The organism is Paenibacillus sp. N119s (assembly GCF_059447605.1).
The window spans coordinates 1-5,873 of record NZ_JCAJRU010000274.1 but is presented as its reverse complement, the minus strand read 5'-3'; the positions used below and the strand labels follow the sequence as shown (position 1 = coordinate 5,873).

Sequence of the window (5,873 nt, the reverse complement as noted above, 5' to 3'; positions counted from 1 at the left end):
ATTTCTCCAATTAACTTATTGATTTCTTCATCATCTACTGACGAACGCCCAAATAGTTTACCACGCCCCAACTGCTCTAAAGCACGACGTAACTCAGGCTGAAAAATAATAAAAATAGCCACTACACCAAAGGTGAACATCTGATTCATCAACCACTTGAGCGTGTACAAATCAAACCAGGTGCTAACCGCCCAAATAACGACCAAGAACAGAATTCCTTTTAACAATTGAACTGCCCGCGTTCCGCGAACAAGTAAAATAAGCTGATACATAATATAGGTTACGATCAAAATGTCGATAATATCTTTAATGGACTCTTTCCAAGTCAGGTCCGCAAAATAATCCAACATGCGCATGCCCCCGCAATTTTCTGTAGTGAGTGGGTGTAATATGTACACAGTATGCTCTCTCTATCTAGGTTATAACGATCAGGCTCGCGTTGCAAGCTGTGCGACAAAAGAACCTCCAAAATCAGTAAAATACAGTACAAATCGCCATCTTCATATACAAAAAAACGCCTTTTCCAGCGGAAAGAGGCGCTCGATATCGTTCTTGCCATTTGAAGCTTCTCTTAAGGAGAAGACGGTCCCCCGAACAAATCGGTAACCTTGTACCAAATCCAGTCCAAAGTTTGATCGATACTTTTAACCTGTCCTGCAATATGGGCGGTTGAAGCTTGATAGTAAGAGCCATCAATCACAGTAACATTTCCTTCCACATCACCGTATACACGGGCCTCACCATTTTGTACTGTTAAATCTCCGGCAATGGATTTTCCTTCAGGTACAATTACAGTATCGCCTTGAATCACAACTTGATCTAGATTGCTTCCTTTGACTACCAATTGATGATCCGTGCTGGAAAAGCTGGCCATACTTGAGCATATCACAATAAGGAAGAAAGCAGCGGCTGTTACAGCAGGATGCCTCTTCACCCAAGTTAGCATAGGCACCGCAGGTTGTCTTTTATGCGGCGGCAAAGCATTCATAATGCGAAATGTCAGCTCATCTGATACACACGGCACTTGATGATAGCGTGTACCGTAAAGCATCGCATCCGTCCGCTCCAGCTCTTTAAAACGCATGCGGCATTCCGGGCAGTCTAACAAGTGTTGTTCCAACTCATGTTTGTCCTGCTCAGACAGGTCGCCATCTAGATAGTCATGCATAAAAGAGACGGCTTGTTTGCAATCCATATGAGCCAATCCTTTCTAATATTCTTCCGTGTTTCTCAACATAACATGCTCCGGCTTAGAAACTTTGCTCATCTTACATACGTTACAACGGGCATTATGTTTCATAAAAACATCTAGGCAGGCACTTTTCCTAGAATGTATGCACATTATTTATAGCTTGTGCTCCAGTTTTTTGCGTAGAAAATCCCGTCCCCTGTGTACTCTTGTCTTAATTGTGGTAACTGGGAGATTGAGCACGTCGCTAATTTCCTGCAAGGAAAGCTCCTGCAAGTACCGTAAAACCATAATCGTCTTGTATTTATCCGGAAGACTGTCAATGGCGTCATGAATCAAAGCTTGCGTTTCCGACAACAGCGTACTCCCTTCAGGGGTAAGCTCATCGCTGGCAAGCATGGCGTACCCATCAACACCTTCCTGATCATTCATTTCAGCATCCAGTGAGTATGTAGGTTTTCTTCTTCGCAGACGATCAATGCACAGATTTGTAGCAATCCGATAAATCCAGGTTGAGAACTTCTGTCCATGGTCATACTTTTCCAAATTTCGATACACACGCAAAAAGGTTTCCTGCACCAAATCCTCTGCCTCATGACGATTACCTAGCATCCGGTAGGAAAGATGAAAAATCCGATCTTTATATAACTCGACTAACTCCGCAAAAGCTCGCTGATCACCTTTCTGCACCAGCCTAACCAAGCGGCTTTCCATATTATCCACTCTATACTCCCCCAGACTTGCTGATGGGTTACTTATTACATGTTTATGATTATTCATCGTAGTTTAATTTTATCCAGAAATCAACTGAAGTGGGGACACAGTTAACAAATACACCAGACATCACTATAAACACAGCACAATCGGGCACTCCAGAGAGTACCCGATTGCCTGTATCATCCAGCCACTCTATATCAGCCTGTATTTCTCAAGCCTGCGGCAATTCCGTTAATCGTCAACAGTACCTCACGCAGCATTTCTGCGTCATCACCGTTCTGATTACGCAATTCGCGTAGCTCACTTAGCAATTGAACCTGCAAATAACTTAACGGATCAACATAAGGATTACGCAACCGGATAGATTCCTGAATAACAGGTACATCGTCCAAAATCTCGGATTGCCCAGTTATTTTCAGAATCAATTCAGATGTCAGTTTGAACTCTGCAGAAATCTGCCCGAATATACGTTGGCGTGCTTCTTCATTATCCGACATCCCGGCGTACTCCTCTGCAATCAGCAAATCCGCTTTGGCAATTGCCATTTGCAGTGTATCTATAAGCGAACGGAAGAAGGCAGATTCCCTGAACATCGTTTGCAATACTTTAAGGTTATCCTCATTGTTCTGATAGTAGCTTTGCAAACCTGTCCCTGCCGCATACCAAGCAGGTAGCAAGTAACGACTTTGGGTCCATGCAAAGACCCATGGAATGGCGCGCAAGTCCTCAAAACGTTCACTGTTCTTACGCTTGGACGGACGAGAGCCAATATTCAGCTCGCCCACTTCAGGCAACGGTGTAGATTCTTTGAAGAACGTGAAGAAATCCGGGTCTCGGAAAATCAAATCCTGATACTTCTCCAGTGATACCTCGGAAATACGGGCAATAATCTCCTCCCAGCTTTCCTCGAACACTTCTTTCTTACCTGAACGATGATACGCAGCAGCCGTAATTAGCGCCGATGTCGCCTGCTCCAAGCTCCGATAAGCGATCCCCTTGAGGGAGTAGCGGGATGATAGCACTTCACCTTGCTCCGTAATCTTAATTCCTCCACCAATGGTATGAGGAGGCTGAGCCAAAATACTGCGATTAAGCGGCATTCCTCCACGCCCCAGCGCTCCTCCACGCCCGTGGAAGAACTTCACTTTTGCACCATACTCATTTACTACTTCTGTAATGCTATTCATAGCGACCCGAAGTTCCCAGTTCGCTGTAACCACACCGCCGTCCTTATTACTATCCGAGTAGCCGAGCATAATCTCCTGAAGCTCATCCATTGCGGCCACAGATTGTCGATACACAGGTAGGTTCATCAATCTTCTCATAATATCAGGCGCAGCGTGCAAATCATCAATCGTTTCGAACAAAGGAACGGATTGCAACGTACAGATGACAGTGCCATCCTTCTCGATGCGGAACAGGCCGACCTCTTTGGCTAACACCATAACCTCCAGCAAATCACTGGCTCCCTGAGTCATACTGATCAAGTAACTTGTGATGGACTGCTTGCCGAATTCCTCCTGAGCCAAATAAATCGTACGATATACATCAAGACATTCCTGTGTGCTATCGCTATATTTCAAATATGGTGAAGTAATCGGACGAGGTTCATTCAGCAGTTGTTCCAGCAGATCTATTTTTTCTTCCTCTGACAACTTACCGTAATCTGACACAATGTTCATTTTAGACAGAATTTCAGTCATCGCATTTTCATGCTCCTGGCTATGCTGACGCACATCCAGCGTAGCTGTATGAAACCCGAATAGCTCTACCTGACGAATCATCTTTTGAATATAGGTGTCTGCCACATAATCAGCAAAATGATGACGCAGGCTGTTGGCAATTACGTTCAGATCTGCAATCAGCTCTTCCGCGGAACTGTAGCGCTCTTTGGTCCCCTGCTTACTTTCATCCAAAACGTTATTCACCTTGGCAATCATATATGCCAGTTTTATGCGATAAGGCTCTTTTTCATTATGCCATACTTCCATTTTTTTAAGTGTGATGTGGGCACGGTCCTCTTCAATAGAAGCCAACAAATCATCAGAAACTCGTACAATGCTGGTACTAAAGCTCAAGTAACCCATGAGTTCCTTCAGTGTATGCTGATATTCTCTCAAAGCCAGCTTGCGCTGCATACGTAATGTTTCCCAAGTCACATGAGATGTAACAGATGGATTCCCGTCTCGGTCTCCACCGATCCAAGAACCAAATCTCAAATAAGTTGGAATGTGCCATTTTTGCTCAGGATAATATTTATCCAGACATCGTTCCAATTCTTGGTATACATCCGGCAATACATGAAACAAGGTCTCATGAAAATAATACATTCCATTTCTTACTTCATCTAATACTGTTGGCTTCCGATCACGTAGCTCATCCGTTTGCCACAGCGTAATTACTTCATTTAGCAAATTCTCCCGTACCTGTTCCCGCTCACGCAAAGTAAGCATCGGATTATCCAGTAGCATGACATCTTCGGAAATACGTTTGTGGATGTCCAAAATTACTCGCCGTGTTGCTTCTGTAGGATGTGCAGTCATGACCAGCTCCAAAGAGAGTTCATTCAGCATGTTGCTTACGTCCTCAGCGGAGAACCCTCCTTGTTTAAGCTCCTGAACAGAACTTTCAATCGAACCGGGTTGAACCTCTTCACCAGCGGAATGCTCATAATCCCGCTTACGACGTATACGATGGTTTTGCTCAGCGATATTCACCAACTGAAAGTAAATCGCAAACGCACGAATAACCTGGTGACGAATATCCGTATCCAGTCCACTGACCATTTGTTTGAAATTCTCGTATAACTCCGGCTGATACCCAGCACGTAACGATTTACTTGCCTCACGTATTTTCTCCACGATATCCAAAAGTTCGTTGCCACCCTGATGAACTAAGACCTCACCAAGAATATTTCCTAGAAAACGAACGTCCCGCCGTAGCAGATTGTTGGATTGGTTTTTGTTAGCGGTTAACGTAAGCTCAGTCATGCTTTTCCCCCCATCTGATCTGTTCCACATCATATTCAGTTGTAGCAAAGGTAATTATACACATGAAATTTGACACTTTCTTAACATCATACAATAAAAACGTATGAAAAGCTGCAAAATTTACAGCAAAAAGTCATTCTTTTTAAATACTTTTGCGAAGAATATATTGGTATTTTATACAATAAAATGAAATCAATAAAAAACTGACTATCTACACTACAGATGTGTGAAACTTTATGCACAGTTTCTTGTAAGAAGTGTGATTCAAAGGCACAAATTCTTGTGTCATGATGTGTATATGTTTATTATTTGTTGACAACATGAAATTCATTGAGCTCTATCCACAAAGATATGCACAAAATCAGCCATAATCTCAGTATTCTAGAGCTGCTACCCATAAATTTCTAGGTTTTACCCACATGAATAAAGAGGAGTGTGCACAACAAAAGAAGCAGATGGAAAGTGATCACCAAAGATTCGCAACATAATAATCTTAGGATTCCAATGTTCAATGGATTTAACACGAATTTAGCCTTTTTACAGGAAAAAGAGGGACGAAAGAGGGGAAATCCGAGTCTAAGGTGTTAGAAGCCTATTTAGAGTATGCACAAGTCATCCCCAACCGTGCATAACAAGAGGCATCATTTAATGGTCTATACACATAAAAGTTAATGTAATGTGGACAAAATAAAAAGAAGCCTTTCGGCTTCTAGGTAATCAGTAAGCGGGTGATGGGAATCGAACCCACGCTATCAGCTTGGAAGGCTGAAGTTCTACCATTGAACTACACCCGCAAATCAGTATCGGGATGACACGATTTGAACATGCGACCCCCTGGTCCCAAACCAGGTGCTCTACCAAGCTGAGCTACATCCCGACATTATACATTTTTTTTTAAGAAATGGCGCGCCCTGAGAGATTCGAACTCCCGGCCTTTTGATTCGTAGTCAAACGCTCTATCCAGCTGAGCTAAGGGC

General features: G+C 43.2%; 3 protein-coding genes, 2 tRNA genes and 1 pseudogene. All 6 read right to left on the bottom strand.

What is annotated here, in order from left to right:
• Positions 1-350, bottom strand: a pseudogene (locus tag AC5V8P_RS22485) (TIGR00159 family protein); the annotation flags it as partial.
• A gap of 221 nt (positions 351-571) precedes the next feature.
• Positions 572-1,195: a zf-HC2 domain-containing protein gene (locus tag AC5V8P_RS22480; RefSeq protein WP_064797326.1), complete on the bottom strand. Its 624-nt coding sequence runs from the start codon at positions 1,193-1,195 to the stop codon at positions 572-574.
• A gap of 150 nt (positions 1,196-1,345) precedes the next feature.
• A complete protein-coding gene (gene sigW / locus AC5V8P_RS22475; RefSeq protein ID WP_058712327.1) occupies positions 1,346-1,912 on the bottom strand; it encodes an RNA polymerase sigma factor SigW in 567 nt (188 codons plus the stop codon).
• Positions 1,913-2,103: 191 nt separating this feature from the next.
• A complete protein-coding gene (gene ppc, locus AC5V8P_RS22470) occupies positions 2,104-4,896 on the bottom strand; it encodes a phosphoenolpyruvate carboxylase (RefSeq protein ID WP_064797327.1) in 2,793 nt (930 codons plus the stop codon).
• 723 nt (positions 4,897-5,619) lie between these two features.
• Positions 5,620-5,690 (bottom strand) — tRNA-Gly (locus AC5V8P_RS22465).
• Between the two features lie 9 nt (positions 5,691-5,699).
• Positions 5,700-5,773 (bottom strand) — tRNA-Pro (locus AC5V8P_RS22460).
• Positions 5,774-5,873 lie beyond the last annotated feature (100 nt).

Excerpts from the sequence above, each read along its gene's own strand:
- AC5V8P_RS22480 (WP_064797326.1), bottom strand. The coding sequence starts at position 1,195 with ATGGATTGCAAACAAGCCGTCTCTTTTATGCATGACTATCTAGATGGC.
- ppc (WP_064797327.1), bottom strand. The coding sequence starts at position 4,896 with ATGACTGAGCTTACGTTAACCGCTAACAAAAACCAATCCAACAATCTG.